This window comes from Bacillus sp. 1NLA3E, assembly GCF_000242895.2.
GTDB lineage: Bacteria > Bacillota > Bacilli > Bacillales > Cytobacillaceae > Bacillus_BU.
Genome location: NC_021171.1, coordinates 4429697 through 4446483 on the forward strand (window position 1 = coordinate 4429697; position 16787 = coordinate 4446483).

General features: G+C 39.0%; 15 protein-coding genes. 11 read left to right on the plus strand and 4 right to left on the minus strand.

Annotated features, from left to right (window positions below; genetic code table 11):
- The first annotated feature begins 23 nt into the window (after nucleotides 1-23).
- Both B1NLA3E_RS21230 and B1NLA3E_RS21235 read left to right on the plus strand, forming a co-directional pair.
- A complete protein-coding gene (locus B1NLA3E_RS21230) occupies nucleotides 24-449 on the plus strand; it encodes a MarR family winged helix-turn-helix transcriptional regulator (RefSeq protein ID WP_015595873.1) in 426 nt (141 codons plus the stop codon).
- Between the two features lie 115 nt (nucleotides 450-564).
- The gene (locus tag B1NLA3E_RS21235) at nucleotides 565-1347 is read left to right on the plus strand and encodes an alpha/beta fold hydrolase (protein ID WP_015595874.1); all 783 of its coding nucleotides are present in this window, start codon (nucleotides 565-567) and stop codon (nucleotides 1345-1347) included.
- A 178-nt stretch (nucleotides 1348-1525) separates the two neighbouring features.
- Here the strand turns inward: B1NLA3E_RS21235 and B1NLA3E_RS21240 are convergent, their stop codons facing one another.
- Nucleotides 1526-2017 carry a CBO0543 family protein gene (locus B1NLA3E_RS21240; RefSeq protein ID WP_015595875.1) on the minus strand — a complete coding sequence of 164 codons (492 nt, stop codon included), beginning with the start codon at nucleotides 2015-2017 and terminating at the stop codon, nucleotides 1526-1528.
- 188 nt (nucleotides 2018-2205) lie between these two features.
- On the opposite strand from B1NLA3E_RS21240, the gene B1NLA3E_RS21245 reads away from it, so the two are divergent.
- Complete coding sequence (locus B1NLA3E_RS21245; RefSeq protein WP_041580769.1) at nucleotides 2206-4227, plus strand: molybdopterin oxidoreductase family protein; 2022 nt, start codon at nucleotides 2206-2208, stop codon at nucleotides 4225-4227.
- Between the two features lie 65 nt (nucleotides 4228-4292).
- Here the strand turns inward: B1NLA3E_RS21245 and B1NLA3E_RS21250 are convergent, their stop codons facing one another.
- Nucleotides 4293-4694: a hypothetical protein gene (locus tag B1NLA3E_RS21250; protein WP_015595877.1), complete on the minus strand. Its 402-nt coding sequence runs from the start codon at nucleotides 4692-4694 to the stop codon at nucleotides 4293-4295.
- Between the two features lie 236 nt (nucleotides 4695-4930).
- Here B1NLA3E_RS21250 and B1NLA3E_RS21255 point away from each other — a divergent pair, with 236 nt between their 5' ends.
- Nucleotides 4931-5458, plus strand: a complete 528-nt coding sequence (locus B1NLA3E_RS21255) for an NUDIX hydrolase (RefSeq protein ID WP_015595878.1) — start codon at nucleotides 4931-4933, stop codon at nucleotides 5456-5458.
- Between the two features lie 258 nt (nucleotides 5459-5716).
- Nucleotides 5717-6694 (plus strand): nuclease-related domain-containing protein, encoded by a 978-nt coding sequence (locus tag B1NLA3E_RS21265; protein WP_144061524.1) that lies wholly within the window; start codon nucleotides 5717-5719, stop codon nucleotides 6692-6694.
- 184 nt (nucleotides 6695-6878) lie between these two features.
- On the opposite strand, the gene B1NLA3E_RS21270 is transcribed toward B1NLA3E_RS21265, so the two are convergent.
- Together B1NLA3E_RS21270 and B1NLA3E_RS21275 are read right to left on the minus strand one after the other, a co-directional pair.
- A complete protein-coding gene (locus B1NLA3E_RS21270; protein ID WP_015595880.1) occupies nucleotides 6879-8069 on the minus strand; it encodes an acetyl-CoA C-acetyltransferase in 1191 nt (396 codons plus the stop codon).
- Between the two features lie 492 nt (nucleotides 8070-8561).
- On the minus strand, nucleotides 8562-10541 hold the full coding sequence (locus B1NLA3E_RS21275) for an oxidoreductase (protein ID WP_015595881.1): 1980 nt from the start codon (nucleotides 10539-10541) through the stop codon (nucleotides 8562-8564).
- Nucleotides 10542-11077: 536 nt separating this feature from the next.
- Between B1NLA3E_RS21275 and B1NLA3E_RS21280 the strand changes: the two genes are divergently transcribed.
- The 6 genes from B1NLA3E_RS21280 (at nucleotide 11078) to B1NLA3E_RS21310 (ending at nucleotide 16745) form a co-directional block, all read left to right on the plus strand.
- Nucleotides 11078-11368, plus strand: a complete 291-nt coding sequence (locus tag B1NLA3E_RS21280; protein WP_015595882.1) for a c-type cytochrome — start codon at nucleotides 11078-11080, stop codon at nucleotides 11366-11368.
- Between the two features lie 1835 nt (nucleotides 11369-13203).
- Nucleotides 13204-13500 (plus strand): rhodanese-like domain-containing protein, encoded by a 297-nt coding sequence (locus B1NLA3E_RS21290; protein WP_015595884.1) that lies wholly within the window; start codon nucleotides 13204-13206, stop codon nucleotides 13498-13500.
- 55 nt (nucleotides 13501-13555) lie between these two features.
- A complete protein-coding gene (locus B1NLA3E_RS21295) occupies nucleotides 13556-14134 on the plus strand; it encodes a sulfurtransferase TusA family protein (protein ID WP_015595885.1) in 579 nt (192 codons plus the stop codon).
- 55 nt (nucleotides 14135-14189) lie between these two features.
- Entirely contained in the window at nucleotides 14190-14585 is a 396-nt protein-coding gene (locus B1NLA3E_RS21300; protein ID WP_015595886.1) for a DsrE/DsrF/DrsH-like family protein, read from the plus strand.
- A 117-nt stretch (nucleotides 14586-14702) separates the two neighbouring features.
- Nucleotides 14703-15830, plus strand: coding sequence for an MBL fold metallo-hydrolase (locus B1NLA3E_RS21305; protein WP_015595887.1), 1128 nt, complete (start codon nucleotides 14703-14705; stop codon nucleotides 15828-15830).
- Nucleotides 15831-15968: 138 nt separating this feature from the next.
- Nucleotides 15969-16745 (plus strand): sulfite exporter TauE/SafE family protein, encoded by a 777-nt coding sequence (locus B1NLA3E_RS21310; protein ID WP_015595888.1) that lies wholly within the window; start codon nucleotides 15969-15971, stop codon nucleotides 16743-16745.
- Nucleotides 16746-16787: the final 42 nt, after the last annotated feature.

Here is a 16787-nt window from a genome sequence, read left to right on the forward strand (position 1 = left end):
GTTACAAAAAAAGGAGCCTGAATATGCAAAGAAAACCAATTGGCAAGTTAATTTCCCTGATCAGTCGCCAAAACCAAAAGAACTTAACCAAAGAATTAAAACCCTATCAAATCGGTGGTGGTGGGCAACATAGCTTTTTGAAGGAAATTCTCCTACGTCCAGGAATAAACCAGGACCAACTGACAACAGATTTGAGATTTGATAAAGCCACCACTGCTCGGAACGTTAAGCAATTAGAGATCGCTGGCTATATTGAACGGAAAGTAGATGAGAAGGATCGCCGTTCTTATCGTTTGTATCCTACCCAAAAAGCAGTAGACATGCATCCAATCCTCCAAAATATTTTAAAAAACGCTAACAAACAGCTGATTCATCGCCTAACATCCGAGGAAGAGGATCAATTAATTAACTTGCTCCAAAAATTAGACTCAGAAAATGAGGACATATGATATGTTCCTTTCCCCACAAACATTCCTTTCCAGGAATATTTTTTCTTAAAAGTTATTCGACAAGCACTATTGGAATAACTTTTAAGAGAAAAGTATTACTTTAGGGGGAGGTCCTGTGGGCTATTTTATTCAAGTAGAACAAGAGGTAAATATTTATGTAGAAGATATTCATCCCAATGGTGCGAAGACCATCTTGTTTATCCATGGATGGCCGCTCAATCATCAACTGTTTGAATACCAGTTTAATTCACTTCCGAACATGGGTTATCGCTGTATAGCCATTGATATTAGAGGGTTCGGGAAGTCTGATAAGCCTTGGGGTGATTACAGCTACGACCGCATCAGCGATGACATTCTAGCCGTCATTCAAACCCTGCAATTACAAAACATTACCCTTGTTGGTCACTCAATGGGTGGTGCCATTTCAATCAGATATATCGCCCGCCATAACGGATTTGGTGTTGCTAAGCTTGTCCTAGTAGATGCCGCTGCCCCGACTGGTTTTACGAAGGAAACCGCACATTCGCTCCTTGCTGAGGCCACTCACGATCGCCCCAAAATGCTGCGGGGTGTGGGAGATATCTTTTTCTTTCAATATATCAACAGCCCCTTCTCAGAATATTTTTTTCATATGGGACTACAAGCGGCCGGTTGGTCCACCATTAAAACGATCATCTCCCTTAGAGATGAAACCGTACTCCCTGACCTTGGGAAAATAAACCAGCCTACGTTAATCATCCATGGAATACACGACAAAGTGATTCCATTCTCTTACGCTCATACTGTTAATCAGGGTATTAGAAACTCAAAACTTGTTTCATTTAAATACAGTGGTCACGGACCATTCTGGGAGGAACGCAATAAATTCAACAAAGAGTTGACTCAATTCATTGGATAAAAATAACCAAATTATGTAGTGGAAAACACCAACTTGCTAATACTTCACTCCAGGAGCTCGTCGCACAAGTTGCCCGGTGATTCAAATAAATGCAGCATCGACACATGGAAATAGCCGCGGACCTGTCATCTAAGCTAAACAAAAACAAGCTGAATTCATAAAAAATCAGCTTGTTTTTTTAGGAAGATACTGGTGAACCAGGCTTAATTTTAAAGAACCAACGATAATATATAAACGAGAATAAAAATGTCAAAAACAAAGTAATCCAGCTCCAGTACCAGGCCCAATGTATGTAGTGGATCAACTCGGTGTTCTGAGCAATCAATACTTCCAAAATCGTCATCCAGGTTGGAAAAAACAGAAACCATCCAATTTTATGCACCAAGCTTTTGTGCACCGGAAAATGCAAATTAAACACCACACAAGTAGCCGGGTAGATAAAGTATTCAAATGAAAAACTAGTATGACTCGCCTTCGGAAATTCACGAACCGGATATTCAATCAATCCTAACTGAACCACCATCAAACCGAATAACCAGGTCAAGGACTGTTTGAAGAGAAATATGGCAATAGCTTCCCGGATTTTATTTCGTGGAACAAAATACAAAAGTCCAAGGATCGTGACACACCATACAGAAATAAGGACAATATAATCAACTCTCAAGAACATCACACCTCAAAATTAAGCACTTAAGACAATTATCCCCACTAATTCCTTTTAATAAACAAGCTTTACCACAAACCCTATCATGCATTTTGTTTTTTCTTCTCGCCTAAAATGTATTAAAATATAGTAAACTGAGAATCTTCCACAAACCTCAGGTGGTGACAGGCACCACCTCCGAAAGGAAACTTCATATGCATACTCAAAACGGTATTTTTCACTCAGTATGCTCACTTGATTGTCCAGATCAGTGCGGTTTACTAATTCATAAGCTCAATGGGAAAATAGTAAAGATTGAGGGTGATCCCAATCATCCGGTTACGCAGGGAAGTATCTGCAACAAAGTCCGAAATATGGCGGAGCGGATTTATGATGAAAATCGATTAAAATACCCACTCAAGCGGACAGGTCCCAAAGGATCTAATAACTTTGAGCGGATTAGCTGGGACGAGGCTATCGAGACGATTACCTCCCACTGGAAAAACCTCATTCAAACGGATGGTCCAGAAAGCATTCTTCCATATAGCTTCTATGGCAACATGGGAAATCTCACGGCCGAAGGAATGGATCGGCGCTTCTTTCATCGCCTAGGTGCTTCACAGCTTGATCGAACCATCTGTTCAGAAGCCGGAGGTGTTGGCTATAAATACACGATGGGTGGCAGTTTCGGAATCGACCCCGAAGACACCATTTATTCAAAACTAATCATTTTTTGGGGCATTAATGCCGCGAGCACAAACATGCATCAAGTGGCGTTTGCTCAAAAGGCCCGCAAACAAAATGGCGCCAAGATTGTCGTCATCGATGTTCATAAAAATCAAACAGCTAAGTTCGCAGACTGGTTTATCCCCATTTTACCAGGGACAGATAGTGCACTCGCTCTCGGTCTGATGCACATCTTATTTGCCGAAAACATGGTCGATGAAGCTTTCTTACAACAATATACCGTTGGACACGAAGAATTGCGAGAGCATGTGGTCCAATACGATCCCGCCACCGTTTCTGACATCACGGGTGTGCCAGTGGAAGATATCTATAAGTTGGCACGTTTGTACGGAAACACTTCGCCTGCTTATATTCGAATTGGCAACGGACCGCAGCACCATGATAATGGCGGCATGTGCATCCGCACCATTTCCTGTCTTCCGGCCTTAACAGGACAATGGCTGGTCAAGGGTGGCGGTGCCATCAAAGGGAATTCCGGTTATTTAGCATACAATTCCGAGTACTTACAGCGTCCCGACCTTTTGCAAAATAAAGCAACTCGTCTGATTAACATGAATTTACTTGGCGAAACTTTGCTTTCATTAGATCCACCCGTAAAGTCGCTTTACGTCTATAGCAGCAACCCTGCCGTTGTGGCTCCAGACGGTAATAAAGTCAGACAAGGCCTAGAGCGTGATGATTTGTTCATCGTCGTTCATGATTTATTTTTAACAGAAACAGCCAAATACGCCGATATTATTCTTCCGGCCACTTCAGCCTTTGAAAACACCGATTTTTATGCTTCTTACTGGCACCATTATATGCAAATACAAGAGCCCGTCATCGAACGATACGGTGAAGCAAAGTCAAATGTCGAAGTGTTCCGATTGCTTGCTGTGGAGATGGGCTTCGAGGATGCCGCTTTTCAAGAGACAGAAGCAGAAATGATCGCTCGATCGCTTGAAAATCCTAGCAACCTTTATATAGAAGGAATTAGTTATGAGGCTTTGGTCCAACACCAATATATGAAAGCTGCTGTGAAACCATTGTTCCCGGGTAAACTCCCAACATCAAGTGGAAAAATTGAGCTGTATTCTGCGAAAATGAAACTGGACGGGTATCCGCCATTACCAACCTATATCCCGTTAGTAAACGATGGTGATTTTCCATTTATGTTTGTCGCAGCACCTAATCATAATTTCCTAAACTCAACATTTTCAAATAATCACAAACACCAAACACTTGAAAAAGAACCAAAATTGCACATGAATCATGAAGATGCTAGAGTACGAGAAATTGCTGATGGCGATTTGGTTAGAGTTTGGAACAATCGTGGCGAGATCGAGTTAAAAGTAGCTGTTGGTGATACGGTTCTAGCTGGAGTAGTAGCCACCCAAGGACTCTGGGGCGACAAAAAACAGCGGGTAAACTCACTGACACCAGACCGCCTGGCCGATATGGGTGGAGGAGCAACCTTCTTTTCAGGACGAGTGAGCGTGGAGAAAATATAAAAAAATGGAAGTATCTATTGTCTTAGATACTTCCATTTCTTATTTAATAGTTCCAGGCTCCAACCCTATTCGTGTCCTTCCGTATCCGGAGCAATGCCACCGAATTGGAATACCCCATCAAGATAAAGGAAGCCAGCATATTCAATAATCCCTTCTTCATTTACAAAAGGAGCCCTCGCTAAAATCATTCCATTTGAATTCCACCGAACAACCTCGATTTCGTTTGCACCATTCCACTTATATCCATCTTCTTTTAATTCCATTTTTTTATTCTTAAATTCTTCACCTGTTAATAAGACAGACACCCATTTGTTTCCTTCTGCTCCCAATATAGGTGTCACAGGACAATCACAATTTTCATGTGGTGGATCTGATACTTTTTCTGCTGCTTGTACAGCATTCCCTGGAGAAACGAGCATAAACACAACAATCAAACTACCTAAAAATAATGATAGATAACCTTTCATCTGTGTGCCTCCTTTTTTTGAATACTATTCTATTTTCTACTATTTATTGACAAAATGCTCCAGTAATTTCCGAATTGTTTATGACGAATGACTTTTTTTAAAATATAAATTACGAAGTGGCCCCATCAGTCTCCACTCAGCACAAAAAACTTTCGTTTATTTGCCAAAATAAGATAAAATAAGCTTACCGCAGGGTCAGTTAGTCGGCCCTTCAACACATTGATGAGGTGAACTGAATGGTTTGGAAGATAAAAAGCTCGATTAAGGAAACTGTGGATCGGTTTGGAATTACGATTGACGAGGTCATTCTTCCTAACGGCGAAGAAAAAACTTTTTCTTATTTGGATTTTGCCAAAGGAGTCTGTGTCCTGCCGATCACTGAGGATCACAAAGTATTATGTTTAAAACAATATCGCCATTCCTTGAAAAAATGGCAATGGGAACTTCCGGCTGGGATGATTGATTCAGAAGACAGTGCCCCGCTTGAAACTGCCAAACGAGAACTCGAAGAAGAGACAGGCTATACCGCCGAACAATGGCTTGAATTGGGAAGCTTTTATCCGTCTCCAGGCTCGACAAGTGAGGAAATATTTCTATTTGCAGCAGCTGGCTTAACGGCTACGAAGCAAAGTTTAGAAAGTTGCGAGCAAATTGAAGTCCATGAACTAAGCATGGAGGAATTGAAGACCTTAATCATTAAAGGAGAATTTCAGCATGGTGCCGGACTTGCGGCCGTGTTAAGATATAAATTCATTACGGATTAATGAACAACATCCGTTGGACCAGTTTTTTACCTGGTCCTTTTTTTGTGTGGTGGTGTTGCTGGCGGAAAGAGTAGGTTTTTGTCGAATTCTCGATATATGGGTGGAAATTCTTGATATATTGATTTTTTTCTCGATATATCACTAAAAATTTTTGATATATTAGAATTTTCCTTGATATCCTGATATTTTTCTTGATATGCTATTTTTGGAGAACTCCCTAGGGTGATTTTTCCAAAAAAAAACAAGGAGTTGATAGATTTGATACTTAAGGAACGTCCTCTCCCGATTGAAATCAAAAAGGAAGAGGCATTATTGAGAAGAATAGAAAAAAATGATCCTAGAAGGCCCAAAATTGAAGAAAATCTAGCAAAAAGATGGGCTGGATACCGAGGAGAAAAAATGTTAGACTACCATTTAGGTTTCCTGCCCCATGATAAATATTTCATTTTAAATGATCTCCGCCTCCCCTTCGGTCAAACCTTCTTCCAAATTGACTCCTTAATCTTTTCCACAAATTTCGGCGTAAACACAGAGGTTAAAAACATAATTGGTACCTTATTTTTTGAAAATCAATTCCAACAATTAATTCGTATACTCGATGGTAACGAAACAGGATTCCAGGATCCAATCGCACAAGTAAAACGGCAAAAACTCCAACTTAGCAAGCTCTTTGAGAAATGGCATCCCAGCCAGATCCCCCTCGAATATCTCGTTGCCATTAGCCATCCCACTACAATCATAAAATCCGAAAAAGAAAATCCTCGTGTATATCAAAAGGTCTTCTTCGCCCACCAGATACCTGATAAAATAGAGACACTCTGGCAAACTCACAATAAGCAATTTCTCACTTTAAAAGACATAAAGAAACTGTCCCGGTTCCTTATCAAACACCACACACCCAAAAACTTCGATGTATTAAAATATTACGGAATTTCACCCGAAGAACTTAAAACCGGTATTCAATGTCCAAAATGTTTAACATACCTAATGATCCGCCACAAAGGTTCATGGTTGTGCCAAAATTGCGGTGTCTACACTAAAAATGCTTACGTCCAGGCTGTTCATGATTATTTCCTATTGGTTGATTCCAAAATGACGAACAGCCAATGTTGCTCCTTCCTTCAGTTTTCCTCACCTACACTTTCCAGATACTTACTTTCTGCAATGAATTTACCGTATTCAGGCGCAAATAAGGGAAGAGTTTATTTTCCACCAGATTCACTTTTCAATTCCTAAAAGTCTCCATCAACCTTCTGGACCTTAAGCACCGAAATTTATTCAAAATATAAGGCAGTATAAAAGCCGATGACAAAATGTCATCGGCTTCTGTATTTCTTTTATAAAAATATGGCATCAGAATAATCTACCAAACACAAAAATTCGGAAAATTAAAGGGGCAACTAACACCAAAATACCTTAATTACTCGTTAATACCTTCAACGATTGTAGCAACACCTTGACCGCCACCAATACATAATGTAGCTAAACCAAGCTTAGATTGACGTTTTTGCATTTCATGAATTAATGTTACGAGAATACGAGCTCCACTATTTCCGATTGGATGTCCAATAGAAATCGCTCCACCATTCACGTTTAATTTATCGTTATCAAAACCAAGCTCTTTACCTACAGCAAGAGATTGAGCAGCAAATGCTTCGTTAGCTTCAATTAAATCAATATCTTCTAATGAAACTGCGCCTTTTTCAAGAACCTTTTTCACTGCAGCAACTGGACCAATTCCCATAATAGCCGGATCAACACCAGCGTTTGCATTGGCACGGATACTTACTAATGGTTTAATTCCTAATTGATCAGCTTTTTCACGGCTCATCACAACAACAGCTGCAGCTCCATCGTTTACGCCTGAAGCGTTCCCAGCTGTAACCGTACCATCCTTTTTGAATGCAGGACGAAGTTTTCCAAGGCTTTCAGCAGTTGTACCCGCACGTGGGAATTCATCTTGTGCAAATACAGTGACTTGACCTTTTCTACCTTTAATTTCAACAGGAACAATCTCAGCTTCAAAGCGACCAGAATTAATCGCTGCTTGAGTTTTTTCTTGACTCCATGCAGAAAATTGGTCTTGCTCTTCTCTAGTAAGGTCATATTTATCAACTAGATTTTCAGCGGTAATTCCCATATGGTAACCATTAATCGCACAATTTAAACCATCGTGAAGCAAAGTATCTTCTAATGGTTGATTTCCCATTTTAAAGCCAGCACGTGCATTTTCTAAAATATAAGGAGCTCTGCTCATGTTTTCCATTCCACCAGCTACAACAATTTCAGCGTCACCAGCAATGATGGCTTGAGTAGCCAAATGTACAGATTTCAATCCAGATCCACATAATTTATTAATTGTCATTGATGGAACTTCAATTGGTAATTCAGCAGCTAAAGCAGCTTGGCGAGCTGGGTTTTGTCCTAAACCTGCTTGTAAAACATTTCCCATGATTACTTCATCAACTTGGTTAGGTTTAACGCCAGCGCGAGCTAGTGCTTCCTTAATAACAATTCCGCCTAGATCAGTAGCTTTAACGCCACTTAAACTTCCCATGAAACTTCCAACTGCTGTTCTAACAGCACTCACAATCACAACTTCTTTAACCATATATATAACTCCCCTATCATGTTTTTTATAGTAAACCCATTCTCAAACCCTACTAACCTACTATTACACCAGTCGTCCAAACGCATGCAAACAGCCATCACCAGCCAAGATCTGGTGAAGAAAGATCAATTCATAGCCATCTTCTATGTATGTAATCACCGTTTTGTTCCTCTAGTGCAATTCAAACCTTAGTCTTTTCATTCGATAATCAATCGCTCCGGCAAACCAACAAACACAGACCCCTAACAACACCTACGTCCGAACAGTTGCCTTCACTTCAGCACAATAATCCAACATTACAAATCATAACAGTCTAAGTAATTATCTTGGCCCCTTTCGTCATTATTTATTGGACTATTCGAACAATTCCACCTTACAATAACACAGATAATTCCAAAACAATAGAGGACCAGACTTCAAATCGTTCGACAGACTTCGAAGGCTTCGACAAAAAACGAGCAGTCCCAGAAACTCCTGGAACCGCCCTCTTGCCTACCTCAAAACAGGCACTCTATTTTTCAAATCCACTAAACCAACCTCATAACCAACTCTAAATCCCTCGTGAATAGCTTCATAAATCTTTCGAGGTTTCAAAGCGTCTCCAATCACATAAACCGGAATACCTGCACCCCGAATCTCCTCAGCCAAACGATCCATAGACCTCGAACCAACTGCAACTACGACCGAGTCAACACCTGATATAACAACATTTCCGTCCTCTTTTTCAATTTTTACTCGCTCACCAACTATTTCACTAACCCTGCTCTTTGTTAAAATCGAAACCTTCTTCTCAACCAAACGATTGATTAACAAACCACGAGTTAAAGCACCGATATCTAAACCTACATCATCAAGCATTTCGACTACCGTAACATGTTTGCCACGATCAGCAAGATATTCGGCTGTTTCACAACCAACCATCCCACCGCCTATCACCACTACCTTTTGTCCCACTGGTACCGTGCCCTTAAGGACATTATGACCCGATACAACATTTCTCTGATAAATCCCAGGAATATTTGGCATAGTAGCCTCAGATCCTGTCGCCAAAATGACGAAATCTGGATGATTTCCCCGAACTTTCGTTAGGTCAATTTCCATCCCTTTAACAATCACAGCTCCCGAATTCTCAACCTTATGAATCAAATGTGCCAACAAATCATTGATTTCTTCTTTATATGGAGGTTTAGCCGCAAGCCGCAATTGCCCACCTAATTCTGCTTCCTTTTCATAAAGAATCGTTTCATGCCCCCGCAAATCGGCCATCCACGTTGCTTCCAATCCAGCAGGCCCACCACCAACAACTAGAACCTTCTTCTTATCGACAGGTGCATCCATATCAAATTCCATTTCATGACCTGTTAACGGATTAATCATGCAGGCAATATCCACATCCTGGAACAATCGATCAATACAACCCTGGTTGCAACCAATACACTTTCTAATCTCCGCAAACTTTCCTTCCGCCACTTTTCTTGGCAAATCTGGATCCCCCAGCAATGCCCTGCCCATTGCAACAAGATCCGCTTTGCCCTCACGAATAATTTGTTCCGCCATACTCGCATCCTTAATCCGACCAACAACAATCACAGGCACCGCACCATCAATAGCCTTCTTAATCGTTGCTGCATTTTCCACATAAACACCTTGAGGAATCGCCGCCGGCTGAATAATCATCGGCGCTGACCCATAAACCCCGCCAGAAACGTGAATCGCATCAATACCTTCCTCCACCAATCTGCGAGCAAACATCATCGTATCCTCAATCGTAAGTCCGCCAGGAACAAATTCGTCAGCACTGATCCGATAAATAATCGGGAAATCCACCCCGACCTCTTCCCTCACACTCCTAAGCACCTCTAACGGGAACCTCATCCGATTTTCAAAGGTTCCACCATACTCATCCGTCCGTTTATTACTGTATGGTGACAAGAATTGATTTAATAAGTATCCATGAGCACCATGAATCTCAACCGCATCAAACCCTGCCTCCTTCGCCCGCCGTGCTGACTGCCTAAAATGCCAAACCAACTCCTTAATTTCCCAAACCGCTAACTGCCAAGGCATCTCCTGCTTCACCGGACAAGGAACCGGTGAAGGTGCCACCACCCTCACACCCGAAACATCCGACGTCGTTTGTCTCCCAGCATGAAACAACTGAGCCGCAACCTTAGCCCCATGGCGATGAACCGCATCCGTTAATCCCAGCAACCCCGGAACCAACTCATCCCGATGAATACCTAACTGATTACTAAAACCCTTCCCACTCTGATGCACATAAATCGCCTCAACAACAATTAAACCCACCCCACCCTTCGCTCTCGTCTCATGATAACGCATCAACCGTTCCGTCACAGCACCATCGCAAGCAGCATAATTCGTAACCATCGGAGGCATGACAAATCTGTTTCTCAGTTCCATCGACCCAATCCTAATTGGCTCTAGTACCCTATCGAACTTAAATTCATCCATCCTAAACCCTCCTTCATATGAGAGCAATGATTAATCGCTCTTATTCCCACCTTTTTTATTAAAATAAACCAGTATGTACGTCCATTTATTTTGTCTAACCGGATATTTTCTCAGCCTTCACCTCATGCCAGAATTCCCGCAAACATTTTCCATTGTGAAATAATTCACAAATCAAGGAAATAAGCTTCCCGTGCGCAAGCTGACCCCCTTATGCTTCATTATAAATGATAATTAACATAATATTTTAAACATTTATGAAAATTATATTAAATCTATCTTCTTCTTGTTTGAAACGACTGCTAAAAGAAAAATGTTCCAAGAATTTTCAAGGTACAACACCCATTTATAACTTTTTTCATTTTATAATTATGGTTGTATCATTATTTTGAAATGGTTTTTCTAATATGTTAAGGATATTTTAATCATTGGTTTAGCAGGAGTTAATTTTTCTTAGCTATGCTCATAATAAATTTGATAATATTAGATCCCGCAACAACCTATCGAAAAAAAACAAAACACACAACGGAGGAAACATCATGAAGAAACTTTGGACTGTTTTTGCACTATCACTATTATTACTAACCGGCTGTTCTTCGGAACAAAAAGAAACAAGCATGGATGGAGAATCACTCTATAACAGGAGTTGTGCATCATGTCATGGAACTGACTTAAAGGGGATATCTGGACCGCCACTTTTAAACCTTAGCAGTAAATATTCCGAAGAACAGGTCCAGAAAATTATTAAAGATGGAGTTAATATGATGCCTGGCAAGTTATTAACAGATGAAGAGTCTCAAATCGTTACAAAATGGCTTATGGAAAAATAAATACAGATATCCAGAGGGTTAGGAATTAATTCCTAACCCTTTGGCATGGGAAATGAGCGGACCATCGTTTATATATGAATATAATAATAAAAAAATAGTTCCATTATCATTGTCGAATCCTATCGAAAACTATATATTCATTTAATTCTAACAATGGGTTAAAGTAAATTTAACTTTTTTTTGGAAAGAGATGGAAATATGCCGCTAGTATATATGAAGGAAATATTCACACCATTGAAATTTTTAGGAGTAAGAATATTTAGATCAAGTGAAGGCTCTACCTACATTAAAATTTGGAGCATGCCTAGAAAGAAAATTTTCAGCTAAATCCCCCTCCACTCGAGGGCACTGAGTAAGAACCTTTCAACCTCCCTTCCGTTCCCTTCGTTATGCACGACTTTCAAAATCGAACCTTTGAACAAAGTTACATTGTTCACACGCCCTTCCAATAGTCTCCTTTGTAATTGAGTCTTGGTAATATATTTCAAAAAACCACACACCGAACATTCCAATTCGTGTAATACTTCTCGCGGACCCAATATTGCGTCTAGCAGGAATTCAAAATACATATTAGTTCTCCTTTACAATCATGTTTAATCATTTATAACAAACAAATCATGAATATTTCCCCTTAATTAGAAAAAGTTACGACAATTTCTATGAAAAAGAAAGGTTCTACACAAAAACAAAAATAGGTCGAAAGAACTATGAGCATTTCGCTTTTATTTTTTTGATAATTCAATTATTATATAAATTAATAATATTCAGCATATTTTGAATTAAGCTGATTTTATTCCAAACCCAAATTACATCAACTGAAAAGACAATAAATGAATCCTAAAAAGTAAGATTGGAGGAATTTGTGGTTAGGAAAAAATTATTTCCGATGACTCGTAGATGATCTAATTGCATTTTTCCAGTGAAAGAGAACATTAAAATGAATGAAACGGAGTTTTATGGTGTCAGGAACCTTTTTATTCTAGGTTTTTTCCTGCACAAGATACGCCAAAAAAAGGTATGAGCTAAAGCTAAGTAATTCCGATACTTGGAGAAAACGAAAAAACGTATATTTCAGTAAGAATAGCAAAATAAATAGTACAAATAAACGCATGGATAATAATCAGATCTATGCGTTTTTTGTGCTTTCTATAAGATTTCATTCATATCATTTTTTCCGGACATTGAGTTCGCTATTTTAATAATAAACGCTATTTTGGGAAAATTCCCGGACAATGAGTTCGTTATTTGCTAAAAAACCAAGCAACTGAGGAACCTTTAAGCTAAATAGGGGAACGCATGTCCGATAAAAGGTGAAAACACCATTTTTGATTCAAATAACGGAATATGTCCGCTCAGGTGCCACACTAGCATCACTTTTAGCATACAAATTCACGAGATGACTATTGTTATTGTGTACTATTTTCTATGCTATTTGACGGGTTATAATTCGATATACGTTGATATAACTAAGAATATTAAAGCTTAAATGCTTTAGTCTGCTGATTGTTAGGATATTTCACATGTTTCTCCACGAAAACACGACTACTTAAGCTAAAGCTCCACCTTTTTCCTTTGAAAACAATTTCAACTCTCTTTCGCATATGTACTTGCACTTCTCCTCTATTTTCCTTTCATACTACGTTACTCATTCCTCAAGGGTTATTACGAGTAGTGACAGGATCTGGAAAAAAATAAAATTCAAAATAATTTGTCTTCTAGTTGACACTTCATTTCCCACTCTGTTAATATACCCGTATGGGTATACACATAATTTTGAAAGCCCATCTTGTCCATGACGAATTGGTCATAATAAAACGATAAGGAGGACTGTACAAATGCAAGAAATAACGGCAAAAGAAGTGGAGTTATTATTAAATGAAGGTAAGCCTGTCAATATTATTGATGTCCGTGAACTAGCTGAAGTGGCCACAGGAAAAATTCCAGGAGCCGTAAACATCCCATTGGGGTTAATTGAGTCTTATATACATGAATTAGATAAATCAAAAGAATATATCATGGTTTGTCGTTCAGGTGCTCGAAGTGGTCGTGCTTCGAATTTCCTTCAAAGTAATGGTTATCATGTCACCAACATGACCGGTGGTATACTTGCTTGGGAAGGCGAAATGGAGTAATTTTTTTAAAAATATATATACCCATACAGGTAATTGAAAAGGTGGAAATTTAAACATGGAATCATTAAAAACAAATCTTGTACTAGATACAAAAGGATTAGCATGCCCGATGCCGATTGTAAAAACAAAGAGGGCTATGAATGATTTAGAAGCAGGTCAAGTTTTAGAAGTATTAGCAACAGATAAAGGGTCTAAAGCTGACATGCAAGCGTGGTCTAAAAGTTCAGGTCATCAATATCTCGGTATGCTTGAAGAAGGAAATGTATTAAAACATTATATAAGAAAGTCAGCTAATGATGAAGCATTTGAGAGAAAACATCCCAATGTGACGAGTAATGAAGAACTCGAAAAGAAGCTACAAACAAATGTTAATAGTGTAGTTGTTCTAGATGTACGAGAAGCTGCAGAATACACATTTAATCATATTCCAAATGCAATCTCTATTCCTTTGGGTGAATTAGATGACCGTATAAATGAATTAAGCAAAGAGGATGAAATTTTTATTGTATGTCGTGCAGGAAATCGTAGTGATTTTGCAGCCCAAAAGTTAACAGAAAATGGATTTACTAATGTAATAAATGTGGTTCCAGGCATGAGTCAATGGACTGGAAAAACAACGGGTATAAATAGATAGGTTTGTGAAAAATTAACTCAAAATATAATATAAAAATATATTGGAGGAATGAATAATGAGTAACAAAGTAGCGATTATTGCTAGTAATGGTGGATTATTTGATGCATATAAAGTGGTTAATATTGCGACAGCTGCTGCTGCAATGGATCAAGAAGTAGCAATATTTTTCACATTTGAAGGCCTAAACCTCATTCATAAAGAGGCGAATCAACATCTTCCAATGCCAGAAGGAAAAGAGCATTTTGCAGAAGGCTTTGCAAAGGAAAACGTACCTGCCATTCCTGAAATGGTTGCAATGGCTCAAGAAATGGGTGTTAGATTTATAGGTTGCCAAATGACAATGGATATTATGGGATTAGAAAAAGATGCATTTGTGGATGGAATTGATGTAGGTGGAGCCGTAACATTTTTAGAGTTTGCTAAAGATGCTGACGTTACATTAACCTTTTAATTAAGTTGAGCCATGAAATAATAGGAAATAAGATGTTTCAAATTTAGATCACAAATGAAAAAAGACTATTTTTTTTAAACTTTAATATACCCTAGTGGGTATAAGGAGGAAAAACTGATGAAAGCAATCTTACCGACGGAAATTAATCAATTAATTTTAGAAAAACAACCGCTTTTCATATTGGATGTACGTAATGAATCTGACTTTAAGGATTGGAAAATCGAGGGAGACAACATTGAATATTTAAATGTCCCCTATTTTGAGTTAATTGATGGAGTCGAACCAGTATTGGAGCAGATTCCAACCGACAAAAAAGTAGTGGTTGTATGTGCAAAAGAAGGATCTTCAGTTATGATCGCCGAGATGTTAAGTGAAAAAGGGTTAGAGGTTTCTTATTTGAAGGACGGAATGAAAAGTTGGAGCGAATACTTATATCCAACAAAGGTCTATGAGGATGAAGACATTTCTGTGCACCAATTTATCCGCGTCGGAAAAGGCTGCTTATCTTATATAGTGACCTCAGGAAAAGAAGCATTAGTAGTAGATCCGGCCCGTTTTATCGATCAGTATACTGAATTTGCTGTGGCACAAGGCGTAAATATTACCCACATTGTAGATTCTCATTTACATGCTGATCATATTTCAGGTGGACGTGAATTAGCAGAAAAAACTGGTGCCAAATACTATGTAATGAAATCAGAAGGTGCAGTGTTCGAATTTGAAGCACTTGAGCAATACGACAAAATTGAGTTTGCTCATCTTAAATTGGAAGTTTTAGCGGTGAAAACACCGGGTCATACTCCAGGAAGTGTCTCATTCGCTGTGAATCAAAAATTATTATTCTCTGGTGATACAATTTTCGTTTCTGGTTTAGGGCGTCCTGACTTAGGCGGTAAAGCCCGCGAATGGGCAGTTGACTTATACGACACAATTTATAGCAAAGTATCACAAATTGCCGACGATGTCATTGTACTACCAGGCCATTATGCTGATTTTCATGGTGAAATAAACGACCAAGGGTATATTGGAAACACATTAGGAAATATTCGAAATGTCAATGACATCATGGTAGGTAAAACAGTTGAGGAATTCGTTGATCAAGTGGCAGCTTCTGCTGCAACAGACACACCACCAAACTTTGAAGACATCGTAGCCATCAACCGCGGCGTAAAGGAAGCGACGATTGACCAGAAACAAGAACTTGAAATTGGACCAAATCGTTGTGCAGTTCACCATACTCATTAATTTTTAATAAGGAATGCTGACATAAAGCTTCCACTTCCTTTATGCAATTGCCTAGGGGTTCAGTATAGACATAATAAAAAAGGGCTAATAAAATATGGGAACCAGCTTGGTTCCCTTTCTTAAATGGAGGGCAAGGTTATGGACATAGGTTTTATTATTACCATATTCCTGATTGGATTTGTAGGTTCATATGTATCTGGAATGTTAGGAATTGGTGGCTCAATTATTAAGTATCCAATGCTCCTTTACATTCCACCTTTATTCGGTATCGCTGCATTTAGTGCACATGAGGTTTCGGGAATTAGTGCCATTCAAGTATTTTTTGCAACGATTGCCGGTGTATGGGCTTATCGAAAAGGCGGTTATTTAAATAAAAAATTAATAATTTATATGGGGGGAGCTATATTAATCGGTAGTTTTATTGGAGGATATGGTTCAAAGTTAATGTCAGAAGGTGGAATTAACTTAATTTATGGTATTTTAGCCTTAATCGCTGCTATTATGATGTTTATTCCTAAAAAGGGAATTGATGATATTCCGCTTGATCAAGTGACATTTAATAAATGGCTGGCGGCTGCGCTTGCTTTAATCGTTGGCCTTGGCGCTGGTATTGTCGGTGCAGCGGGTGCGTTTTTATTAGTACCGATCATGCTAGTAGTGTTAAAGATTCCAACAAGAATGACAATAGCTTCATCATTAGCGATAACATTTATCTCGTCTATTGGGGCAACTATTGGAAAAATTACGACAGGACAAGTAGATTATTACCCAGCCTTCATTATGATAATTGCGAGTTTAATTGCTTCTCCGCTTGGGGCTATTGCTGGGAAAAAGGTAAATACCAAAGTACTCCAAGTCATTTTGGCAGTATTAATATTTGCAACTGCTGGGAAGATTTGGTTGGATATTTTATAATATCAGAAGCACTGTCAATATTCGTGCAAAATGGACCATCCA

What these genes read in the sequence shown, in the direction of transcription:
- B1NLA3E_RS21230 (WP_015595873.1), top strand. Translation starts at nt 24, where the DNA reads ATGCAAAGAAAACCAATTGGCAAGTTAATTTCCCTGATCAGTCGCCAA.
- B1NLA3E_RS21240 (WP_015595875.1), bottom strand. Translation starts at nt 2,017, where the DNA reads ATGTTCTTGAGAGTTGATTATATTGTCCTTATTTCTGTATGGTGTGTC.
- B1NLA3E_RS21245 (WP_041580769.1), top strand. Translation starts at nt 2,206, where the DNA reads ATGCATACTCAAAACGGTATTTTTCACTCAGTATGCTCACTTGATTGT.
- B1NLA3E_RS21250 (WP_015595877.1), bottom strand. Translation starts at nt 4,694, where the DNA reads ATGAAAGGTTATCTATCATTATTTTTAGGTAGTTTGATTGTTGTGTTT.
- B1NLA3E_RS21255 (WP_015595878.1), top strand. Translation starts at nt 4,931, where the DNA reads ATGGTTTGGAAGATAAAAAGCTCGATTAAGGAAACTGTGGATCGGTTT.
- B1NLA3E_RS21270 (WP_015595880.1), bottom strand. Translation starts at nt 8,069, where the DNA reads ATGGTTAAAGAAGTTGTGATTGTGAGTGCTGTTAGAACAGCAGTTGGA.
- B1NLA3E_RS21275 (WP_015595881.1), bottom strand. Translation starts at nt 10,541, where the DNA reads ATGGATGAATTTAAGTTCGATAGGGTACTAGAGCCAATTAGGATTGGG.
- B1NLA3E_RS21280 (WP_015595882.1), top strand. Translation starts at nt 11,078, where the DNA reads ATGAAGAAACTTTGGACTGTTTTTGCACTATCACTATTATTACTAACC.
- B1NLA3E_RS21290 (WP_015595884.1), top strand. Translation starts at nt 13,204, where the DNA reads ATGCAAGAAATAACGGCAAAAGAAGTGGAGTTATTATTAAATGAAGGT.
- B1NLA3E_RS21295 (WP_015595885.1), top strand. Translation starts at nt 13,556, where the DNA reads ATGGAATCATTAAAAACAAATCTTGTACTAGATACAAAAGGATTAGCA.
- B1NLA3E_RS21300 (WP_015595886.1), top strand. Translation starts at nt 14,190, where the DNA reads ATGAGTAACAAAGTAGCGATTATTGCTAGTAATGGTGGATTATTTGAT.
- B1NLA3E_RS21305 (WP_015595887.1), top strand. Translation starts at nt 14,703, where the DNA reads ATGAAAGCAATCTTACCGACGGAAATTAATCAATTAATTTTAGAAAAA.
- B1NLA3E_RS21310 (WP_015595888.1), top strand. Translation starts at nt 15,969, where the DNA reads ATGGACATAGGTTTTATTATTACCATATTCCTGATTGGATTTGTAGGT.